General features: G+C 41.0%; 19 protein-coding genes and 1 riboswitch. Of the genes, 8 read left to right on the top strand and 11 right to left on the bottom strand.

The features are described 5' to 3' along the window. Position 1: 1 nt before the first annotated feature. From MKZ09_RS33415 to MKZ09_RS33430, 4 genes are all read right to left on the bottom strand, one after another. On the bottom strand, positions 2-922 hold the full coding sequence (locus tag MKZ09_RS33415) for an ABC transporter permease (RefSeq protein WP_076132837.1): 921 nt from the start codon (positions 920-922) through the stop codon (positions 2-4). 196 nt (positions 923-1118) lie between these two features. After that, entirely contained in the window at positions 1119-2699 is a 1581-nt protein-coding gene (locus MKZ09_RS33420) for a response regulator (RefSeq protein WP_305953757.1), read from the bottom strand. A gap of 5 nt (positions 2700-2704) precedes the next feature. Continuing rightward, a complete protein-coding gene (locus MKZ09_RS33425; RefSeq protein ID WP_076202167.1) occupies positions 2705-4441 on the bottom strand; it encodes a sensor histidine kinase in 1737 nt (578 codons plus the stop codon). Positions 4442-4541: 100 nt separating this feature from the next. Beyond that, positions 4542-4976: an Lrp/AsnC family transcriptional regulator gene (locus MKZ09_RS33430; protein WP_076202170.1), complete on the bottom strand. Its 435-nt coding sequence runs from the start codon at positions 4974-4976 to the stop codon at positions 4542-4544. Between the two features lie 156 nt (positions 4977-5132). On the opposite strand from MKZ09_RS33430, the gene MKZ09_RS33435 reads away from it, so the two are divergent. The 6 genes from MKZ09_RS33435 (at position 5133) to MKZ09_RS34575 (ending at position 9419) form a co-directional block, all read left to right on the top strand. Beyond that, on the top strand, positions 5133-5597 hold the full coding sequence (locus MKZ09_RS33435; RefSeq protein ID WP_076202172.1) for a VOC family protein: 465 nt from the start codon (positions 5133-5135) through the stop codon (positions 5595-5597). A 314-nt stretch (positions 5598-5911) separates the two neighbouring features. Next, a complete protein-coding gene (locus MKZ09_RS33440) occupies positions 5912-6571 on the top strand; it encodes a class I SAM-dependent methyltransferase (protein WP_305953758.1) in 660 nt (219 codons plus the stop codon). A gap of 224 nt (positions 6572-6795) precedes the next feature. Then, positions 6796-7338, top strand: coding sequence for a sigma-70 family RNA polymerase sigma factor (locus MKZ09_RS33445; protein WP_232061486.1), 543 nt, complete (start codon positions 6796-6798; stop codon positions 7336-7338). Next, a complete protein-coding gene (locus MKZ09_RS33450; RefSeq protein WP_076202175.1) occupies positions 7331-8491 on the top strand; it encodes a DUF4179 domain-containing protein in 1161 nt (386 codons plus the stop codon). The genes MKZ09_RS33445 and MKZ09_RS33450 overlap by 8 nt, the downstream gene beginning before the upstream one ends. Before the next feature lie 23 nt (positions 8492-8514). Next, positions 8515-9168, top strand: coding sequence for a hypothetical protein (locus MKZ09_RS33455; RefSeq protein ID WP_076202178.1), 654 nt, complete (start codon positions 8515-8517; stop codon positions 9166-9168). Positions 9169-9209: 41 nt separating this feature from the next. Beyond that, a complete protein-coding gene (locus MKZ09_RS34575) occupies positions 9210-9419 on the top strand; it encodes a hypothetical protein (protein ID WP_256719156.1) in 210 nt (69 codons plus the stop codon). 106 nt (positions 9420-9525) lie between these two features. On the opposite strand, the gene MKZ09_RS33460 is transcribed toward MKZ09_RS34575, so the two are convergent. After that, the gene (locus MKZ09_RS33460; protein WP_076202181.1) at positions 9526-10743 is read right to left on the bottom strand and encodes a sensor histidine kinase; all 1218 of its coding nucleotides are present in this window, start codon (positions 10741-10743) and stop codon (positions 9526-9528) included. Between the two features lie 219 nt (positions 10744-10962). On the opposite strand from MKZ09_RS33460, the gene MKZ09_RS33465 reads away from it, so the two are divergent. Beyond that, positions 10963-12114: a metallophosphoesterase gene (locus MKZ09_RS33465; RefSeq protein ID WP_076202184.1), complete on the top strand. Its 1152-nt coding sequence runs from the start codon at positions 10963-10965 to the stop codon at positions 12112-12114. A 368-nt stretch (positions 12115-12482) separates the two neighbouring features. Here MKZ09_RS33465 and MKZ09_RS33470 read toward each other — a convergent pair whose 3' ends face one another. The 4 genes from MKZ09_RS33470 to MKZ09_RS33485 all read right to left on the bottom strand — a co-directional run bounded on the left by MKZ09_RS33470 (position 12483) and on the right by MKZ09_RS33485 (position 17644). Beyond that, the gene (locus MKZ09_RS33470) at positions 12483-13895 is read right to left on the bottom strand and encodes an amino acid permease (RefSeq protein WP_076202186.1); all 1413 of its coding nucleotides are present in this window, start codon (positions 13893-13895) and stop codon (positions 12483-12485) included. A 147-nt stretch (positions 13896-14042) separates the two neighbouring features. After that, positions 14043-14125: riboswitch (glycine riboswitch) on the bottom strand. A 281-nt stretch (positions 14126-14406) separates the two neighbouring features. After that, on the bottom strand, positions 14407-16305 hold the full coding sequence (locus MKZ09_RS33475) for an AraC family transcriptional regulator (protein WP_076202188.1): 1899 nt from the start codon (positions 16303-16305) through the stop codon (positions 14407-14409). Between the two features lie 6 nt (positions 16306-16311). Then, a complete protein-coding gene (locus tag MKZ09_RS33480; protein WP_076105124.1) occupies positions 16312-17019 on the bottom strand; it encodes a DNA alkylation repair protein in 708 nt (235 codons plus the stop codon). Positions 17020-17089: 70 nt separating this feature from the next. Further along, positions 17090-17644: a TetR/AcrR family transcriptional regulator gene (locus tag MKZ09_RS33485; RefSeq protein ID WP_076132857.1), complete on the bottom strand. Its 555-nt coding sequence runs from the start codon at positions 17642-17644 to the stop codon at positions 17090-17092. 166 nt (positions 17645-17810) lie between these two features. Between MKZ09_RS33485 and MKZ09_RS33490 the strand changes: the two genes are divergently transcribed. After that, entirely contained in the window at positions 17811-19247 is a 1437-nt protein-coding gene (locus MKZ09_RS33490) for a DHA2 family efflux MFS transporter permease subunit (RefSeq protein WP_076202191.1), read from the top strand. 663 nt (positions 19248-19910) lie between these two features. On the opposite strand, the gene MKZ09_RS33495 is transcribed toward MKZ09_RS33490, so the two are convergent. After that, positions 19911-20669 carry an SDR family NAD(P)-dependent oxidoreductase gene (locus MKZ09_RS33495; protein ID WP_076202194.1) on the bottom strand — a complete coding sequence of 253 codons (759 nt, stop codon included), beginning with the start codon at positions 20667-20669 and terminating at the stop codon, positions 19911-19913. Positions 20670-20679: 10 nt separating this feature from the next. Then, positions 20680-20913 (bottom strand): acyl carrier protein, encoded by a 234-nt coding sequence (locus MKZ09_RS33500; RefSeq protein WP_081394182.1) that lies wholly within the window; start codon positions 20911-20913, stop codon positions 20680-20682. Positions 20914-20921 lie beyond the last annotated feature (8 nt).

Here is a 20921-nt window from a genome sequence, read left to right on the forward strand (position 1 = left end):
ATTAGAACAGAGCGCGGTCTTTGTCGTATTTACGGACAGCATAGTTCACTGACATGATCGTCGCAAAGCCAAGAACGGACTGGAAAACTCCAGCTGCAGCTGACATGCCGATATCATTCGAAGTAATCAGTGACCTAAATACGAAAGTGTCGATAACGTCTGTCGAGGAGAACAACAAGCCGTTGTTGCCGATCATGTTATAGAACATCCCGAAATCACCACGGAAAATGTTCCCGACTGCCAGCAGCACCAGAATAATAATCGTTGGATACAAATTCGGAATAGTTACTTTCATAATTCGCTGAAAAATATTAGCCCCATCGATTTCGGCTGCTTCATACATTTCTGTATCTATCCCCGTAATCGCAGCCAAGTACATCACCGTTCCGTATCCAAGACTTTTCCATGCAGAAACGAGAACCAGAATATACGGCCAATAGGAAGGTGTATTATAAATATCGACAGGCTGGAGTCCGATACCTCTGAGCAAAGCATTCACGGTGCCGATATCATAATTTAGCAGGTTATAAGCAATCGCACCGACAACGACCCATGAGATAAAGTACGGCAGGAACAACGCCGATTGTGTGATTTTGCGGAACCATTTACCACCGACCTCAAACAACATAATCGCTGCAAAAATTTGCAAACTGTTATTGACGACGATAAATGCAATGTTATATAGTGCTGTATTTCGTGTTACCCGCCAAGCATCCCCTGATTCAAAGAAAAAGCGGAAGTTGTCGAGCCCGTTCCAGGCACTTCCAAAAATACCGCCCGCGTAATCGTAATGCTTGAAGGCAATAATAATGCCCGCCATCGGGACATAGGCAAACAGAAGGAAAAAAGCAACCGCCGGAGCCAGCATCAGCAAGAGAACCCTATAATTCTTTAAATCGCTCCAAAATGTATGCCCTTTCATCTTTGCACCCCTCTCTTCTCTATATCACTTATTATAAAAGGGCGAAGGCGCTTAGATAATTCAGCGAAACAACTAAACATAATACTAATTCAACGATTCGATAAAAAAAGGTTAGCCGGCAGACCAAAAACACCCGGCAGCGATTCTCCAATAACCGAAAAATCATCGCCGGGTTTTCATTTTCACCGCTGGTTTGTTAGATTTTATTTTTCTTCCGGTACTCTCCGGGCGACATGCCCATGTATTGCTTGAACTGTCTGTTGAAATAAATAATATTTTTATATCCGGCTTGTTCCGCAATCTCATACACTTTCTTAGTCGGATCTTCGAGCAGCTCGCATACCCGTTTCATCCGTAATTCACTTAGAAAATCACTGAATAAACTGTTGGTTTCAACCTTGAACAAATGCCCCAGATAATTAGGCGTAAAATCGAAATGGGCGGCCACTTCGTTCAGCGTTATTTTTTGATCTAGTCTCTCTTTCACATATTCCGTGATTTCATCAATTAACTTCCGCTTTTGTCTTTGCCGTTTCAAATAAAGCAACTCCGACAACTCAAAAAACCTTCTTCTCAGCCAAGAGAGAATATCATGCACCGTTTCGAACTGAAACAGCACAAAGGGATGATGTGAATCCCAATTCAAAATCTCATATAGATGTTCGTTCATTTGCTGCAGATCGGCATGAAGCTTGGAGGTAATCCGAATAATGATATCGTAGATGTCGTTTTTCTGGGAGAGCGGACTGTCCCCGGCAAACAGCTGCAGCAAACAATCATCAATGGTGGTAAGGTCGTAATCGAGCATCGCTTTAAGCATCCGGTCCACAATAACCTCTAAATCTGAGGCGATTTTTTCCTTCGGGCTCCATTCCGAGGCATCTTGGATGATTCTATTTTTCCCAACAATCCATTTAATACTTAAAGCAGCCTGAGCCTGCCGATAGGAATCATGCAGCTTACCCAGTTCTGTTGTGTACATCCCTCTTCCAATCGTAATTGAACAGGAGAACTCCTGATAGAATGTCCGAATGAGTTCTTCCATCAAAGCGGTAAAATATTGTTCCTGAACCGCAGCAAGGATCACAAAATGATAGTCATAGGTTGTGATGACCATGCCTAAATTTTGATCTTGCGCGAACTTCCGGATAAACTGATTGGCCGTGCTGCTCCATAAACTCCGCTCTTCTTCCGTCCAAGTTTGGATTTTCCGTGCCATATCGTCGATCTCGACGATGGCAACCGCCGACGCACCTTGTAAGTAAGACGTAAGAACGTTGTGAATATGCGTCTCGACCTGCCCCGGGGCAGTCTCATTAAACCAGCGCAGCAGCAGCTCCTGATTCACAAGCGTCAGTGTTTCCGATAAGGAAATATGCTGCTTCCTCTCCTTCTCGATCTTGGCGCAGAGTTCAGTCAGCGTCTTATTCAACTCGTCATCATCGACGGGCTTAAGCAAATAACCGGAAGCATTTAATTGAATTGCCTCTTTGGCATAGTTGAAATCCTGATGTCCGCTAATAAAAAGCAGATGGACCTCAGGGTTAATCTCCTTCGCTTTCCGGGCAAATTCCACGCCCGTCATAATCGGCATGCGGATATCGGAGAGAATGATATCAATGCGGTGCTGCTCCATCATTTTTAAAGCGGCAAAACCGCTCGTTGCCGTTCTCACGCTATGCAAAGGCAAATGATCACTGCCCGCCACTCGCCGTCTAAGCCATTCCAAATCGATCACTTCATCATCCACCAGCAGAACGTTGATCTCCATCGCCATACTATTTACTCCCCCATAACTTCCCGGATTTCCGCATTATCCACCGGTAAGATAATTTGAACGGTCGTTCCTGCCCCAAAGTAACTGCCGATATGAATGCCGAAATCATGGCCGTATCTCAGCTTGATTCGTTCCTCCACGTTTCTCAGTCCATAGCTGCTCGAATGGAATGAGCTCGAACGCATATTTCGCAGTGTATCCGCCCGCATACCAATTCCGTTATCGATGACCTTGAGCTCGATGCGTTCACCCAGCCGTTTTCCGGTAATCCGGATCGCAATCGTCTCCCCAAACCAAGCATGCTTGAATATATTTTCTACAAACGGCTGCAAAATCAGCTTGATGATGGGAACCTGTAAAATATCAGGATCAATATCATAATAAACCTCAAACGCATCGGCATACTTTACCCTCTGAATTTCAAGGTACATCCTTACCTGCTCCAGCTCTTTTTCAAGAGAGATATAGACATGTCCTTCATTCAAGGTGAGGCGATAGAATTTAGAAAGACCTTGTACCATCTGTGTAACCTTCTCAACTTCGCCTAAATTGGCCAAGCTGCCAATGGTCGACAATGTATTGTACAAAAAATGCGGACTGATCTGAGCTTGAAGCACATCCAGTTCTGCTTGCTTTTTCTGAATACCTTGCTCATAGACGTTCTGGATCAGGTCCTGGATGCTAGTCGCCATCTGATTAAAACTATTAGCAATGTAGACAAATTCATCGTTCCCGGCAAACCCAATTCTTTTATAAAAATTCCCTTCCTGAAACGACCGGACCAAATATACGATCCGTTTAATTTTTTTGCCTGATATGCGGGCAACGAGGAAGCCGATCACCGCCATGACTAAAAAGCTAATTAAACAAACGGTGGTGATCACCTTCTGCATTCGGCTAGCATCTTTATTCAAGTATGCATGTGGCACCCGTACCTCGATAGCATAGTCAGACAACGGAATATCTTCACTAATGATCAGATAAGCGTCTTGCCTCGCATGTTCATCGACAATACCTTGTTCATAAAGAGTTAATCCACTAACCCGATCCACTAGACGAAGGTCTATGCCCTGTTCAATCGGAAAAGTATCGAAATTGCCAAAAAGCTCGTCAATTCTCGCCGTGACGCGAATATAACCAATAATCGATGGCCCTCCCTTGGAAGAAACCAGCTTGCGGAAATAGGAGATATTGCTTAGTTCACTGTCGCTGTCCGCCTGAAGCCACAAGCTGTCTTTGTTATTGGCAACAATCGACTTGAACCATTCCTTATCTTCAATAACCTGATCAGAAAGAATATAATAATCGCTTCTACCGATAGGTACAGACATATCATCACCGGGGATTTCAAGCATCGTCTCATTTGCGGTATAGAGCACAAGTCTCAGATTGTTCCCATACAATTGCAGAGGGGCTTTCATATAAGGAACGATATCATCCCTCATTTTGAGCATGTTTTCCAATGCATCTCCCCTAAACTGCAGAGCATTCTGGAAATTCGTATTGAGAAACAGCGAGTTAGTCATTCGTTTGATTTCATCTGTCTGATATTCGATATTGTTCCTCGTCTGCTTCAAAGCTGTCCGCACATTCGTTTCCGCCATTTCCGTTCTGGACTCTACGAGCATCGTATAAGCTATATAACCCACCAATACATCTGTCAGCAATACTAGAATGAGGTACGGTATCATCATCTTATAGGTGAACGGAATATACTTTTTCCTGAATAAAAACCTCTCCATACCCATGCTCCCTTGTATCCGAGTCAATGCTAACGTTGTTTTCATCCATTCTACAATGGAATGAAAGCGGTTACTAGATATTGTGTTTGGAAAATGGGCTTTAGAGCAACACCCTGTTTTCCAATATATTTTTCAGACTGATATGAGATTTTGAAGGTCCAAACTTTATAAGGTTGTCTTGGAATTCAGCTAACTCCTCAATCGATGCGGTTTGCACCTTTATGAGGTAATTATATTCTCCGCTAATCCGATATAAATCGGTAACTTCCATAGCATGTTTGCAAAAATCCGTAATCTCTTGGCAATGTTCTGTTTTTAATAGAATAAACGTAGTTGTGCCCCGATCCAGATCTCGTAGATTAAAAGCTGCATGATACCCAGAAATGATATTCCTTTCCTCCAGCTTGATCATTCGTTCTTTAACAGAGGGTTGTGACATCGAAACCTCTTTACTGATTTGTGAAATGGACATTCGGGCATTGTACTGAAGTAATTGCATAATCTTTTTATCAATCTCATCCACAAGTTGTTCCATAGCAAGCGCCTCCTAAACCCATTTTATAAAATAAACTTATTTCGCTAAAATACCTTAAATTTAATAACCATATTACTACAAAACACTTATCTTATATATATCTCATATTTTAATACAACTATAATAAGTATATATTAAAGTTGGGAGCGATTATAAATGAGTGTAAAAGGCCTTGCACATGTAGCAATTCAAGCCAAAGACTATAAAGCAACTATTTCATTCTATATGGACGTTTTAGGATTCAAGCTAGGTCATCATTGGAGTCTGCCATCCTTTCAGATCAAAGAAGCCTCCATGCTGATTTCACCTGACCGCAGAACCTGCATTGAGATTTTTGATAATGATGCAGTCATCGCCGCTCAAGGAAAAAAAGCCTTGTCTGATGAAGATATAGCGCACGGAGCGTTATTACATCTTGCCTTCTATGTAGATAATGTAGAGGAGATGTATCAAAAAGCCCTTGCACATGGCGCAAAAGCTTTTATAGCACCGGATTCTCTGTCTCTGGGCGAACCGCCTCTTCTAATAAAAAACGCGATCATTCACAGTCCCAATGGAGAAGTTATCGAATTTCTTGAAGAGGTTGATTTTGATATGTCCAGCAAAGTTCATGTAGAATAAACGCTAGGGAGGGTTATGAATTATAAAACATACCATTCTCAGTAAAAAGTCGCTTTTCCTCTTAATTTTTTTGATATTTCTTATAGGAATCTACTTTTTATTCTTTGGACTTCCGTGGAAGTCTCTGGCTTTAAAAAAGCAATTTGAAGTCTATTTAGAAGATAAATATCAAATCGATTTCCAGCTGGGTAAGATGGACTTTGATTTTATTCATCGCACTTATCTTTCTTATGCCCATCCAGTAAATGATCCCACTCTGATTTTTTATGTAGGTCAAGATATTGAAAGCAAGGAAATTCAGGATCTTTATCCATATGAAGTTAATAAACGAAATGCTGAGAGAAAGTAATAGAATTCGAAGCCTGCTTCTAGCAGTTGAAGAAGGAATGATAGTATTGATCGTGATTCAAGTCATCGCTTGGCTCATCGCCTTCGCAGCCTTGTTATCCATGGTGTCGATTGTGCTGGTGAGCTGGAGGAACGGGATATCGCCGATGCCTACGTCAAAATCTGTACGCTCGGCTGTTGCCGTTGAGGTGAATCGGATTCCGGGATATAGCAGCATTGTGGAGGCGGGATCGGGTTGGGGAACACTTGGCATGGATGTTATTCGCCAATGTCCAGGCAAAAGGCTGACGGGCATTGAAAATTCCAGTATTCCCTTGTGGACATCCCAGCTGCTTGCTAGGTTCGACACACGTATGCTGCGAGCAGACGAAGGCCAGAATCTGCTCCACGGAAGGCTTCATTATGTACGTGGGGATATTTATAGCAGCTCTTACGAGCATGCGGATATTGTTCTTTGTTACTTATTTCCCGGAGCGATGAAACGGCTTGGGGACAAGTTCAAGCGTGAGCTACTGCCGGGCGCGGTGGTCATTAGCATTTGTTTTGCCCTTCCAGGCATGCAGCCTGTCCGTACCCTAACATGCACGGACACACTGCGTACCAAGATATATGTATACAATTTTTAATTCAGGATTACCCCACTACTTCTTTTCAGATAAGGTGGTAATTCTGGATTTTTTTCAGTTTATCCACTTGAAACTCCCCTTGCCAAAAACAATGAATTGCACGGACTTTATACCACTACCGAGGTAAGTGATTTGTCCAGGAGAATGAATTTTATCCTAAATATAACTTTTTGGATGTCTTCTCCATCTAATTATACAGAGGGCCCTCAAGGAGGAAAAATCATTTGCTGGAAAACGAACTGGATATCAAAAAAGCGCAGAAAGGCGACCACGAGGCGTTCACACGTCTTTTCAGGCAACTGGAATCCCAGTTGTACAGATTAGCCAAAACCATTCTGCTAAAAGATGAAGATTGCGCGGATGCTCTTCAGGAAACAACACTGAAGGTGTATAAAGGGTTGGCCAACCTCAAGCAGCCTAAGTTTTTTAAAACCTGGGTTATACGCATCCTGATTAATGAATGCAATCAGTTACTTCGTATGCGAGAACGAACTATAGCTGTGGCGGAAATTCCCGAGGAACCGGTCGTTTCCTATGTGCATTTTGAAGATTCAGGCAACGTAGACCTGCAAAGCTTCATTAATCAGTTGGACGAATCCCTGCGGCTTGCTATCGTGCTTTTTTATTATGACGATTTATCCATTAAGCAGATTGCAGATGTGCTCGACATCTCCGAGGGAGCGGTCAGGGCACGACTTCATCGCGCACGGAGATTGTTGTCCAAACAGATACATCCTGTGCGGGAGGAGGGTCTTGCTAATGAATAATAACAATTTAGAAAAGCAGATCAGGGAGCTAGGGAAAGCTAATATACAGGAGCTTCCTCCTTTACTACGATCACGGCAGGATTCGATTTATGCATCGCTGGCCACCATTGTCCAGGATCCTGTGGAAAAGGAAAAGAAAAAGCGGATATATCCAAAAATCACAGCTGCTGTGACTGCGGCGATATTGTTAAGTGTTATGCTAACGGCTATCTATCCGCCTACGTTGGCCAATGCGCTCAAGCAGCTTCCCTTGATAGGCGGTATTTTTGAACGGGCAGATGATATAGGGTTACAAGCGGCCCAGCGTCTGGGACTGACTTCCCGTCTAAACAGCAGTGATACCCATGAAGGGATCACCTTGTCTGCCGAAGAGGCTGTATTTGATGGCAGCCGGTTGGCATTCTCGGTGAAGCGTGAGGGAGAAAAACTGGAAGGTAAGCTAGCCGGAGTAACGATTGGAGCGGATGGGAAGCCTTTTTTAGCGAAAGGTGCAATAACCTCTGCAGAAGTAATGATCGACGGCGCTTCCCTGGAGCAATTTTCAGATGGTCTCTGGAAAGCTATGCCGTTTCTAAGCTGGATAGAAGGTGCGGAAAGCAACACAGCTATTTTTAGACTAGTGGATTCCTCGAATTCCGGAATCTCCAACAAACCTTTTCCTGATCGATTTGTATTGACTGTAACCCTTGGCTTAAACGGTATGGATGAACCGTTTGTTCTCCAAATTCCTGCGCGGAAGGCTACGATCAATAAAATTTCCACACCTGACATACGCGCACAAGCTGGAGGATGGAGTTTGATCCTGAAAAAGCTGGAATATAGTCCATTAACGACACGCCTGTCGCTCATGCTGGAACAGGATACAGACGAAGATCATGCAGCATTGAGTTTAGTGGGCTTTGAAGTAAAGGATCAACAAGGACAGGTGCTGAAAGATATTTCACAGAAAGTCCTCTCGACTTCCAATAGGTCACTTAATGTCGATTTGCTTACTGAGCCATTTGAGAAACACCCTAATATGCTCACAATCCGTGGCTATCTTTATGAGTTTGAGAACCCACAAAGTAAGAATGGAGCATTTAAAACAGACAGTTCTGGAAAGCCAGTGAAGCATTATATTGACGGTCTAGAGATAAACGTGCTAGTTAAATAAAAATTAAGGAGCTTGATAATATCATGAAAAAAATGACTAAGAAGATGTCTGTAATTTTAAGTGCTGCTGTATGCCTAGGAGCGTTGGGAATGCCAGCTTTAACTCAAGCATCCAGTGCCCAACCCGCTGTTGAAGCTTCCCTGAATACAACAAAAGTGGCCGATTCACACGATCAGCTTACTTTAAAGGGCAGTGCGCAGTTTGATGGTAACTATATTAAGATCGACCTGAGCCGTGAGGGATCGCTATTTTCAGGAATCCTCGCAGGAGTAACTTTAAATGATAAAGGTGAGCCCTATCTTGCAGAAGGTACTATTGTGGGAATAGACGCCAAGCTCACTCAACCAGGAGGCATTGATTTAAAAACACCACGCTGGATCAGTGACGGTGATGCCAACAAGGCGGTTGTTGTATTGCAGACCGAATGGCTAACTGAGCAACAAAAGGCAAACCTGGCTTCCTCTGAATTGAGTATCCATGTGAAGCTTAACGGAATCGATGAACCGTATGTACTTAAATTTTCTCTCAAGCAAGCAGGATTAGTGCGTAACATTCAGCTGCCTGCTATAAAGAAAGACAACCAATTTGAAATCAAAACCACCCGTGTTGCTGCGGGAGAGACTTCTGTGCGTATCGCTTTAGCGGTTAAAGGGGTTGCACCCAAGCACAGGCTTTAGGATATGACATTTATGATAATCTGGGAAATGAATTAGAATTTATTGCAAGGGATTCTGTTGCAGCAACTCAAAATACGGTTTCTGAAGATTTATTGTTCGAAGCGCCTAGTTCAGCGGCAGAATATCTGATTATTAGACCGTATCAAGCCGTATTTGAAAAGGGCAACACCGGGGCTTATAAAGTAGATGCCAAAGGCAATGTAGTTAAAAATTATAACAAACAACTGGAGATCAAAATCCCTCTAAAATAATCGTTAACGCAGCAAACATAAACATATTTATCTAGGAAAAGGGGATTACCTCTCCGGCCGAAGGCTTGAGGTAATCCCCTTCTTTCAACAGAAAGAATGTTCCGTTTTACTGGTCATTTATAGCTAAAAAGCGGATAGTAGCTGTTGTCCCCTTACCTTCAGAACTACTATAGTAAATTTCCCCGCCGTATTTTTCTACGATATTAAAGCAAATCATTAATCCTAAGCCTGTTCCATTACTTTTTAATGAATAAAAAGGAGTCCCTAGCGACTTAACCTCAGCTTCCGACATCCCGCTTCCTTCATCGATGATTGTTATCTCAATAAAATTATTGTTCCTATTCGCCATAATAGAGACAGATTTACCAACATCCGAAGCCTCTAAAGCATTTTTTATTATATTAATAAGCAGCTGCTTAAATTCAATTTTATTAATAGAGATCTTGCAGTCTTCTTCTACATAGGTAACAATTTGATTATCAGATAACATTGCGTAGGAATGGAGCAATCCTGTGACACTCTCAATAACATCCTTCACATCTACTTTTTCTAGTTTTTGTTCTCCATTTGGCTTTGAAAGGGTTAGAAATTGCGAGATAATCTGTTCTACTGTGTTCAATTCATCAATCATTAATTTAAATTTTCTTTTCATAGGATCATCAAATGAAGGATCCTCATCAAAAAACTGCAAAAAACCTCTAACCACTGTCACTGGATTTCTAATTTCATGCGCAACGGCAGCTGTTAATTGCCCAACCATCTTTAAACGCTCAGATTGCTGTAATTGTTCATAATAAAGCTGCTGTTTTTTCATCCGTTTAAATGATATTTGAAAAATGAAAAATAATAACACTTGAACCGCTATTATATTAATGAAATTCCCTAGAATATCATAATGTAAATATGTATATAGATCCCCTCTATCAATCAAGAGGATATAACCAAATGTAGTTACCATCAGTATTCCATTTATAACGAAGGAAAAATAGAACAATTTTAAATCAAAAAATAGAATAGAGAGTGCAGGAATAAGACAAATGAGGATATAGGTAGTCCAAGTTTGAGGATATAAAAAGAATAGCGTATAAAAATACGCAAATCCAAATAGAATGATAATCTTTCTAAAAGTATGTGTCTCATGCTTAGGGTAAATCCATAAACAAACCGTTAGAAACGCCACACATAAAAAATGAATGATATAACCAAAATCAATCCCATCTAACTCTAGAGTAGATAGTATTAATCCAAACATCATAAGAACGATGATCATTAACATTAATATGTAATAGGTTTTTCGATTCACCCGACTGTAGAACTCTCTCATGAATTCACCACTTTTAAATTGATTTTACCATTACGATAGTGATCTTACTTGTAAACTTATTGTCGAAATAAGAATTATATCAGCTGAAATAGTAATAAACAATAACTGAAAAACCCAGTAAACTCAATACCTCATTTAATTTCTGAAATTAGTAATTATTGCTATAATCATTGTATTAACTTTAGTTCTTATATCTAAAGTACTAGGATGGTGTACCCTATGGTATTTGCATTTTTGTTTATATTCGCTATGTACGCGGCAACTAACTATTACATTGCGAGAAAGATTTTTAAATGGCTGCAACATATATTTTCAAATATAAACGGGATCATATATGGAGTCATCTACAGCTTATGTGCATTAACAATCATTATTAATTTACTATTGTCTTCTTCAGCTATGACGACCGATTCAAATATTGTTAATTTTATTGGTCAATTCGGAGACTATTGGATGGGGATCTATTTCTATTTATTCCTGCTATTGATCCTTTCAGATGTAATCTTACTAATTAGTAAGTGGATTAAGGTCCTCCCTTCTCCTACACCAGCACGTGTTATTTTTCATACAAGGTCCGTAGTATTAATTCTAGTCATAGGATTGGTGTCCTATGGGATTTATAATGCGAATCATTTAAAAGAAGTCACCTATCCGCTCCAAATACATAAAAACACTTCATTAGATCAGTTAAATATCGTCCTGATCAGCGACTTACATTTAGGCTACGTAAATGATGTAAAGTTTATTGAAGACGTTGTTGATCGTATTAATGGACTACAGCCGGATATGGTGTTGATGACAGGAGATATATTTAATGGTAACTACTATGCGCTCTCTAATCCTTCCAAAGGAATAGAGTTATTAAGCACTATTCAGTCAACCTATGGGGTTTATGCTTGTTTAGGTAACCATGATGCAGGACGCTCATACGATCAGATCGTGAACTTTATAGATAAGAGTAATATCAAACTTCTAAATGATGAGCATGTCGTTATTGATAATCAATTCGTTGTTGTGGGTAGAAGGGATTCCTCACCGATTGGTAATCAAGGGAACCCCAGAGCGATTACTTCAGAGGTGATGAGTGACATTGATACAAATATGCCCGTTATCGTAATGGATCATCAACCAACCAATAGGATTGAATACGCAGATGACGTTGATTTGATACTTAGCGGACATACGCATCAAGGACAAGTATTCCCTGCAAATCTGATCACTAATGCTATGTTTACAGTAGATTATGGCCACTATCAAAAGAATCCAAACAGCCCTCACGTCATCGTTACATCTGGTGCAGGGACTTGGGGACCGCCATTACGAATTGGCACGAATAGTGAGATAGCACTGATCAAAGTGGATTTTAAATAGAGGAGATTTTTTAGACTGATTAAAAAAGCGGCCCGCCTATGGACGAGAAGTAACGTCATAGACTGCCGCTTTTTTTTGCTCAGCAACATAAAAAACATGGAAGAATAACGGGAAAGACTGGAGTAGCATCTTACTAAACTTCGCTAAAAATGCAGCAACTCGTAAGGATTGGATACAGGAATAGAAAGAGGATTTAACAAAACAAATTGGCAATATCCCCAGTGAAAACAGATTCCAAAATGCTTCCACTGCCAGCCTGAGCGAGTTTGTGGGAGATATCAAGGATATGCTTACCCAAGCAGGATTTAAGAATAGTGGATTTCTCTGACTGCCTATCTAACTGTAATATCAGCAAGCACCTTCATCGACTAATCATGCCGGATCTCCGTGTTAGTCCGAATACCTTCGAGACGATCTCTTGGATCAAGCGTTATTCTTTCCCTCTTTCTTCTATTTATTGAATACAAAACAAATAATAATATAAACCATAAAGGCGTCAACAATAAGGCCGGACGAGTTTCATCAGCAAATAGCATAATTATGAGTATGATTGCAAACAAGGCTAGAACAACATAATTCACAAAGGGTGTAAACGGTGCTTTGAATTTTGATTTGGCCTGCAATTCCGGCTTCGTCTTTTTATATCGCAAATGGCATATTAGAACGACGCCCCAAACCCAGATGAAACAAATGGCACTAATCGTTGTTACGATGCCAAAAGCCGTCTCCGGAATCAGCTTACTCAACAAAGCGCCTACAGATAAGACAAGCGTGGATATAAATAAAGCATTACTGGGTACATGATTTTTATTAAGCTTTGCAAAGTTGGCTGGAGCCTGGTCATTTCTGCTTAGATTGTATAGAATCCGGCTTGTTGAGAACATCCCGCTGTTACAAGCGGACGCAGCTGATGTTAATACAACGAAGTTAATAACCCCCGCGGCAATCGGAATCCCCACTAAACTAAATGTTTTAACAAAAGGACTTTCTGCCGGGTTTAGTTCTGTCCATGCGTTGATGCATAATAAGGCAATAATAGCACCCACGTAGAAAAATAGAATTCGTAAAGGTATTTTATTAATCGCCGATGGGATAGTTTTTTCTGGATTAGAAGTCTCTGCTGCCGATACGCCCACCAATTCCACACCCACAAAAGCAAACACAACCATTTGAAATGAAAGTAAGAACCCTGAAATCCCGTTTGGAAATACTCCCCCATGTGCCCAAATATTACTGAGCGCAACCGTTCCGGTAGTTGTTTTGAATCCAATCACCAGTAGAACTACCCCGATGGCAATCAATGCGAGAATAGTGATTACCTTAATTAAAGCAAACCAAAATTCCAATTCGCCAAAGCTTTTTACCGTCAATAAATTGAGTCCTAATAAAATAATTAAACAAATGACTGCGGGTATCCATTGCGGGATATCAAACCAATATTGTACATAGACCCCGACAGCTATAATATCGGCCATAGCCGTCATGATCCAACAAAACCAATAGGTCCATCCGGTTACAAACGCTGCCCGCGGTCCAAGATAGTCTTCGGCAATGTCTGTAAAAGATTGATAACCTGCTTTAGACAACAGAAGTTCTCCCAATGCCCTCATTACAAAGAAAATAGCGATACCCACGATTAAATAAGCAAAAATGATCGATGGTCCTGCCAGCTGTATAGCTTTACCTGATCCTAAAAATAATCCGGTACCGATGGTTCCACCAATTGCAATGAGCTGAACATGCCGATTCTCTAAATCTCTCTTTAATTCTTGTGCTGCCATTTCGAACTCCCCCTTATGTGAAAAAAATAACAAGTAAAAATGATAACAAAAAAGAGATTGGATACGCTCCAATCTCTTAGGTCTAAGAATAATAAATAAAATACATTCCTTTATTCTGACGATGATCAGAATAACAAATGAATTATCTAGTACTCTTCTGTCCTTTTGCCTGAGATTGTGAACCCTTCGGCGCCGGGGGAATCTCCCACGGTCTCTCCAGAAGCTGCTCCTGCTATAGTGTGATCCATAGCAATCATAGCTTGCGAATTATTTAATTGTTATGCCGCTAACTTCATTTTTAATATTTTTCAATACTAATCATTGTCAAATATTTTGTCAATAACATTAATTACCGCTGAATTTAAATGCATAATACGCGAATATCATGCCTTGCTTCGGAAACATCGCAACCAACAGACCAAGATTGGCTGATGGTTAATATGAAAAAAGGGCTATCTCATTGTAGAATTCTACTCCTGAGACAGTCCCTTTATGTTTGAAACACACTCAATTAGTGGCTTGTCAGCCAATCCGCCAACTCTTCTGTCTGACTCAGAATAGCTATTGGATCCCAGTAGCCGGAACGATCGCTTGTCCAAAGAAATACGTGATCATTTTTGACTGCTGGCAGTGCGCCCCAGATCGGGTCGGCTTTAAGTTCATCCAGCTTTTTTGAGTCAGAGGTAAGAATGACATAGTCACCGGCATACTTTGGTAAGACCTCAGCAGAGAATGAAGCCCAGCCCGGATCGGCCATTTCGGCGGCGATATCCGCGGGAGGCTTAAATCCCAATCCATTATAGATCGGCTGTCCACCTTTACCGAAGTCTGTTCCGACGGCCATCAAGCTGTTTTCAGACCATTCAATAATGGAAAATGTGCTGTCTGCAGGCACAACCTTCAATACGCTCTCCTTGGCACTGGCCATACGGCTGTCATAGTCTGCAAGCCAGGTTTTTGCCTTATCTTCTTCACTAAGCAGCTCTCCGAAATAAGCCACTTCCTCATGTACCGTTTTTAGGGAAGCGTATGGAATAACGACCGTAGGTGCGATTTTTGACATCTGCTCATTTAGCTCAGGATAGAAATCATCCATTATAATCAAATCAGGATTTAGCGACAGAATTTTCTCTACATTTCCATTCCCGTCCCCTATATTCTCAACGTCTTTCAAATACTCCTGAAAATATGGATTTTTAATATGATGTTCGGAGGTTCCGATAGGTGTAATGCCAAGCGCAATTAAGCTGCCAAGGTATTCGCCTGCAACAATTCTCTGGGGATGAAGGGGGATCTCCACCTCACCGTTAACCGTTTTAACGATTCTGGTCTTCGGCTGCTGTGAGGCAGCATTTTCCCTAGCCCCGTTTGTACCACATGCGCTCAGCACCAAAATGAAGCTTAGCAGCAGTACCGATGCCAGCGTAGGCCTTGAATGTTTAAACATGAATGAATCTCCCTCTTGATCAAAATGATACTGATAATCGTTATCAATATAATCAGTATAGTGAAATGATTCAAGGGCGACAATGGAGGATTCTATGTTTGTGGCAGGACTATCTTCTAGTTTGTTCTTTCTGGAATGCAATTCTCTATAGCTAATCGGGGAAACTCCCTTGTACTTTTTGAACAGCCTGCCCAAATAACTAGGGTCTTGATAACCGACACCCACTGCAATTTCCTTCAGCGTAGCATCTGTTTCCAGCAGCAGTGCCACCGCTTTTTCGATGCGTACCTTAATTAAGTAATCAATCGGGCTAAGTCCAGTACGGATTTTGAAGTAGGAAGATAAATGGGGGACGCTATAGTTCAGGCTTTCCGATAATGATTCCAGCGTAATGTTATCCGTATAATGTTCATGAATGATGTCGGCGACTCGGGCGGCCAGATCGCGCTTAGTCGTATTAACCCCTTGCACTGACATTTGATGGAGTAGCTCATACACAAACTGATGGAATAAAGTGCGAACATGCAACCGCGCAAGCGGCTGCTGCTTTCCCCACTCCTTAAACATTTCGCTCACTATACGATACAACGTTACCGAATGGTCAGGCGTTATGCTGTACGAATGATCAAGGGGTTGAGCACCCTCGTATAGCGTAGCAATCTCTAAGGGTAGTGAGGGATGCATACTCACTTTATAATAAATGCTATAGTAATCCAGCCCTTCGCTGCCTGCATCAATGTTGAGCACAGTTCCTTTGCCTACGTGAAGCACTGTAAAGCGCTGTAAACGATGAACTTCGCTTCCCAGATTAACTGTAGCATTACCGCGAATCGACATAAGAAACAGCCTTGAGGGGACGTAATAGGAAGGTATAGATTCGCCAGGTCTATGGGTCATCCGACGAATATCAACTACTTTGCAATTGGCGTGATTCCATACAGCCATAAGATCATTGATGTCCATCACTGACTAACACCTTACATGTTTTCGTTTGAAGCCGAGCTGCGATTTATCAACTGCCTTTTGAATATTAATTGAAGCATTCAAAATCTTGCTTTTTGCACTACTGGTATGGACTTCCACCGGGCCAACTTCCTTTGCAATCTCAACCGCTTTATCATGAAGCGGCAGATAGGATACGCCCACAGTGTAAATGAAATTGTTCATTGCGTATTTCGTTCGCTCAGGAGCATCATGAATCGTATTTTTAGCAAGCTCCAACATAGCGGCTAATTTTTCTGCGGAAAATTCACTGTCCGGGCGATTTCCGAGCAGCCAGCAGTAACAGTTCCAGCCCGCCGACATTTTCAGCTCTATCTCACTTGCAATCCATTTATCAGAAACCTCTTGCGCAATATCCGTCTCCGCCAACGTTACTGCCACCACAAAGTCCGATAGCATATAGAAATAAGCCCCAGCAATCCACCGTTCAAAATCCGACTCGGTCATTGCTTTAGGCTCCGCGATCACCCCGGCAAAATACATAGCGTCGTAATTTCCCGTAGCATAAAGCTGCTCGGCCAAGGGTTGATTATGTTTTATTTTTCTGAAGATAGGCTTCATCTGGCCTGTGGCCACACCAAAAAGCGGTTCGTGCGCGCCATTGGATAGATATATTTTCTTGGTGCGTTCCTTGCCGAGAGCTTCAAGCTCTTGCATGACCGTTTCTAAATCCATTGTTCGCACTTCCTTTTTAATGAATATTGGCTAGGGACTCAAACTTTACTTGAATATATCATAAAAGCCCTTATAAATACCTTCTTTTATACATCAGGGTAATTTGCCCCGCTATGTATTCAGCGCTATATTGGTTGCCATCCTTAATCCACCACATAATAATCCCCAGTAGTGAGGCTGCAATAATATCAACGGAGACTACCTCCTTAGTAGAGTCAATGTTCCTCATGTTTCTTCGTTTATTGACAGTACTTTTTAACAGGTTGGTCAAATGTTTTTTGAAGCCTTTATGCTCAATCAATACAGCAAAAACTTTCCGGTATTCATAAAAATAATTTAAAAAGGTGACCAGCTGCTCCTGTTCGTTGTTGCTCTTCATTTGTAATAGCGGTTCAACCTTCATGGATAGGTCATCGAAGATTTCATGTACGATCTGCCGCAATAAATCGTTAATATCCTCATAATGCAAATAAAACGTTGCGCGATTTAGTTCCGCACGGTTGGCGATTTTTTGGACGGTCAATTGCGAAACCTCCACATTATCGGCCAATAATGAAAATACAGCGTTCTTAAGCATCTTTTTTGAACGAATAGCTCGTGGGTCAACTCTTTTATGTTCAGTCATTTCATCCCTCTATTATCGTTAAAATGGCCTTTCATCAACTAATTTGCCTATTCTGTCGATTAGTCGACATTTTCAATAAAATTGCAAATAGGAATACTATATAAATCCTGATATGATTTATTTTATTGACACTATGTCGAAAAAGCAATGAAGAGAGGACTGCAACATGCAAGAAGACACTAAGAAAATAAATAAAGGGATCTTACTAACCATCTTAATCTTTGGTTGTTTCTTATCCACACTCAATCAGACGCTTTTAAATGTCGCCTTAAGTAGTCTGATGGATGTTTTTGATGTCACGGCAACAACCGTACAATGGATTTCAACAGGATTTATGCTGATCAACGGGATTTTGATTCCGATTACGGCCTATTTAATGAAACGTTTTACAACACGGCAATTATTTATAAGTGCCATGTCATTTTTATTAATCGGTTCTATACTTTGTGCAGCAGCGCCGAGCTTTAGTCTACTCTTAATCGGACGGATGATCCAAGCTGCCGGTACTGGCATTATAATGCCGCTCATGATGAGTGTTGTGCTGGCGATCTTCCCCGTTGAAAAACGTGGCAGCGCTATGGGACTGCTTGGACTGGCGATGATATTCGCTCCGGCTATTGGGCCAACGCTCGCGGGATTTGTTGTCGAATACCATTCTTGGCGCTGGTTATTTATCGGGCTTATTCCACTTGTCCTCATTGTAATAACTTTGGCGTTGAAGTATTTAGTGAATGTATCTGAGACGTCTAAGTCGAAGCTTGATGTGGTAAGTGTGCTTTTATCAACCGTCGGATTTGGCTTAATTTTATACGGCTTCAGTAGTGCAGGCAGTAAAGGCTGGGATGATGTAATCGTAATCCTGACCTTAGGGATTGGAGTCGCGGTAACAGCTGTATTCTGTCTTCGACAAATCAAATCGGATGATCCACTGCTAAACCTGTCGGTCTTCAAAAATAAAGTGTTTACGATGACATCTCTTATTAACGTATTAATCACAATGATGATGTACGCAGATATGATCTTATTGCCTATTTATCTGCAGAATGGTCGCGGGTTTACAGCATTTGATGCAGGACTACTATTGTTGCCGGGGGCACTCGTAAATGCGTTCATGTCACCCGTCACCGGTAAATTATACGACCGTTTTGGTGCGAAACCGCTGTTCATCATTGGCCTACTGTTTATTATTCCATCTATGTGGGCGGTAACAGATTTATCTGAATCGACCACGTATACTTATCTAATGATTCGTACCATTGGCCTGCGAATTGGATTAAGCTTCATTACTATGCCACTCAATACAGCCGGACTAAATGCATTGCCCAAACAACTCGGCACTCATGGTACAGCTGTGAACAATACTGTTCGCCAAATTGCCGGGGCCATTGGTACTGCTGTCGTAATTACAATTTATACAGTGCAGGCAACAAGTCATGCTACTACAGTGATGCTGAACAATCCCTCCACTACTCCTGAGATTCTTAAATCCCTTACATCGATTCTTGGGGCAAGTGACGCCTACTACTTCATGATGATTTTATCCGTTGCCGCATTTGTTATAACACTATTTATGCCCACGAAAAACAATATTTCTGATTTATAAATGGAATATATTAATCAATAATAGAATAGGTACCTTTTAGTTAATAATTCCGCCCTAACTCAGGATTGGTCATTTTCCCTTTTTTCTTCTAATTGAATACCGGATAAAAAATAAAATAAACCATAACACCAGAAGAACGTAATGGCCATCGACACGTCGGATGAAAAGATGGAACATATAAAGCAAATTGGTGCAGACAAAATTCTAAGCACATAAAAAATAGAATTGGCAAACTTTTTTTCAAAAAGAAATCGGCAAAGATCATGGCATCGTTTGTAAAGCGGTTGCGAAAAAAAGAATTTAAACAAGTCTTATCTTGCCATTTTTTGCGACGGAACCTGCGTCATAATTGAGCTGCCTCCTGAATTCATTGATATTCCAACTCTTGATACGGTACAAAGTTAGTCGGTTTGATTAATAGCACTCGCAAAGATTTATAAGAAACATTACAATTCGTTGCGGAAGTAAAATTCAATGGCCGATTCATCTTTGACATGACAAATTAATAAATTATGTTATCCAAAATTGAAAAAGAAACCCGAAAGAATACACGCTCAAAAAAGCGTTTCTTTTCGGGTTTTTTTATGATTAAAACTTGCCCTATTTTGTGGTCACCGTAACAGGCCTAACGCTAAAATTAAAAGGATGCTTTGTGTACTGTTGTTACAAAGTGTATCCTCCATCTATCACCATATTAGTTCCCGTCACCCATCTAGAAGCAGGTGCAAGTAAATACCCGATACAGAAAGCAATGTCCTCAGGTTTACCGATCCCTAGAAGATGTTTGTTTTTAACTTGTGCAAATGTTGCTTCCCCTAAGCTATTTTCAATCTTTTTACTCATTTCCGTCTCAACAATGCCCGGCATTATACTATTTACTCTTATTTGCCGTTGGGCTAATTCTACTGCTGCCGACTTTACAATAGAATTTATAGCTCCTTTAGCAGCTGAATATCCTGCAGCCCCTTTTTCCCCTGCGATTGCAGAAATAGAGGATAATAGAACAACTGAACTATTATCATTTGTAATATTTCGATTAGAAAAGCTACCTAAAAGTTGGATTACACTGTTTATATTTATATTTAACATTTGTTGCATATGATCATGATTAATACTTCTCAACGGTGTAAAATAATGAATCCCTGCTGAGTAAACCATACCATCTAACTTAGTTCCTGTTTCTTGAACGACTTCTTTCAGCCAATCCCTGACTTGATCTGGATACTGTAAATCTAGCGTCTTAACAAGATGATCTTTTGTGTTCTCCATATTCTGAAGAGTATCAATTAACTTATCCTTGCTGCGACCTGTTAGTATCAATCTAGCGCCTAAAGTACTGAGAAACTGGGCAGTTACTTGGCCTATGCCAGATGATGCACCGAATACAACAATTGACTTACCCTCTAGACTATACGGATTCATCGGTCTCTACCTAAACACTTTTCTTAATATATTGCAGTATATCACCAAATGTCTTCAAACCTAATAATTCATCCGTAGTCAGTGTAAATCCAAAGTGTTCGTCCAAAGCGGCATCTAGTGCTATGTACGCGAGGGAGTCCCAATCTAATAAATCTTGTAGCACGGTTTCATCGTTAACTTCACCTTTTGATACCATTACAATATCCGCTTCAAATAACTCTTTAAACTCCTCAATTGTCATCATTTTATAAT

It is taken from the genome of Paenibacillus sp. FSL R5-0908, from assembly GCF_038006245.1.
In the GTDB taxonomy this organism is placed as follows: domain Bacteria; phylum Bacillota; class Bacilli; order Paenibacillales; family Paenibacillaceae; genus Paenibacillus_AQ; species Paenibacillus_AQ odorifer.

Bases quoted from the DNA above. Each gene is read 5' to 3' on its own strand.
- MKZ09_RS33415 (WP_076132837.1), bottom strand. From the start codon at position 922: ATGAAAGGGCATACATTTTGGAGCGATTTAAAGAATTATAGGGTTCTC.
- MKZ09_RS33420 (WP_305953757.1), bottom strand. From the start codon at position 2,699: ATGGCGATGGAGATCAACGTTCTGCTGGTGGATGATGAAGTGATCGAT.
- MKZ09_RS33425 (WP_076202167.1), bottom strand. From the start codon at position 4,441: ATGGAGAGGTTTTTATTCAGGAAAAAGTATATTCCGTTCACCTATAAG.
- MKZ09_RS33430 (WP_076202170.1), bottom strand. From the start codon at position 4,976: ATGGAACAACTTGTGGATGAGATTGATAAAAAGATTATGCAATTACTT.
- MKZ09_RS33435 (WP_076202172.1), top strand. From the start codon at position 5,133: ATGAGTGTAAAAGGCCTTGCACATGTAGCAATTCAAGCCAAAGACTAT.
- MKZ09_RS33440 (WP_305953758.1), top strand. From the start codon at position 5,912: ATGAAGTTAATAAACGAAATGCTGAGAGAAAGTAATAGAATTCGAAGC.
- MKZ09_RS33450 (WP_076202175.1), top strand. From the start codon at position 7,331: ATGAATAATAACAATTTAGAAAAGCAGATCAGGGAGCTAGGGAAAGCT.
- MKZ09_RS33455 (WP_076202178.1), top strand. From the start codon at position 8,515: ATGAAAAAAATGACTAAGAAGATGTCTGTAATTTTAAGTGCTGCTGTA.
- MKZ09_RS33460 (WP_076202181.1), bottom strand. From the start codon at position 10,743: ATGAGAGAGTTCTACAGTCGGGTGAATCGAAAAACCTATTACATATTA.
- MKZ09_RS33465 (WP_076202184.1), top strand. From the start codon at position 10,963: ATGGTATTTGCATTTTTGTTTATATTCGCTATGTACGCGGCAACTAAC.
- MKZ09_RS33470 (WP_076202186.1), bottom strand. From the start codon at position 13,895: ATGGCAGCACAAGAATTAAAGAGAGATTTAGAGAATCGGCATGTTCAG.
- MKZ09_RS33475 (WP_076202188.1), bottom strand. From the start codon at position 16,305: ATGGACATCAATGATCTTATGGCTGTATGGAATCACGCCAATTGCAAA.
- MKZ09_RS33480 (WP_076105124.1), bottom strand. From the start codon at position 17,019: ATGGATTTAGAAACGGTCATGCAAGAGCTTGAAGCTCTCGGCAAGGAA.
- MKZ09_RS33485 (WP_076132857.1), bottom strand. From the start codon at position 17,644: ATGACTGAACATAAAAGAGTTGACCCACGAGCTATTCGTTCAAAAAAG.
- MKZ09_RS33490 (WP_076202191.1), top strand. From the start codon at position 17,811: ATGCAAGAAGACACTAAGAAAATAAATAAAGGGATCTTACTAACCATC.
- MKZ09_RS33495 (WP_076202194.1), bottom strand. From the start codon at position 20,669: ATGAATCCGTATAGTCTAGAGGGTAAGTCAATTGTTGTATTCGGTGCA.
- MKZ09_RS33500 (WP_081394182.1), bottom strand. From the start codon at position 20,913: ATGATGACAATTGAGGAGTTTAAAGAGTTATTTGAAGCGGATATTGTA.